Source organism: Marinimicrobium sp. UBA4209, from assembly GCF_002381585.1.
GTDB lineage: Bacteria > Pseudomonadota > Gammaproteobacteria > Pseudomonadales > Cellvibrionaceae > Marinimicrobium > Marinimicrobium koreense.
The window spans coordinates 49,595-49,937 of record NZ_DFTP01000049.1 but is presented as its reverse complement, the minus strand read 5'-3'; the positions used below and the strand labels follow the sequence as shown (position 1 = coordinate 49,937).

The following is a 343-nucleotide window of genomic DNA, read 5'->3' as shown; positions in this document are numbered from 1 at the left end:
AACACCCAGGCCTGCGCCGTCGACCTGGCGCTGCCCGGCACCCTGCCCGTGGCCAACGAACAGGCATTCAAAAATGCCGTCAAATTCGGCCTCGCGGTCAATGCCGAAATCGGCAAGCGCTCCGTATTCGAACGGAAAAACTACTTCTATCCGGACCTGCCCAAAGGCTACCAGACCACCCAACTGGCCGAACCCATCGTCGGCCCGGGCTACGTCGACCTGCAACTGGAAGGCGGTCGGACCAAGCGCGTGCGTATCCACCACGCCCACCTCGAAGAAGATGCGGGCAAATCATTGCACGAAGACTACCACGGCATGACCGGCATCGACCTGAACCGCGCCG

Annotated in this window: 1 pseudogene; it reads left to right on the top strand. The window is 61.8% G+C overall.

The features are described 5' to 3' along the window. A pseudogene (gene gatB / locus B3187_RS07380) lies at positions 1–343 on the top strand (Asp-tRNA(Asn)/Glu-tRNA(Gln) amidotransferase GatCAB subunit B); the annotation flags it as partial.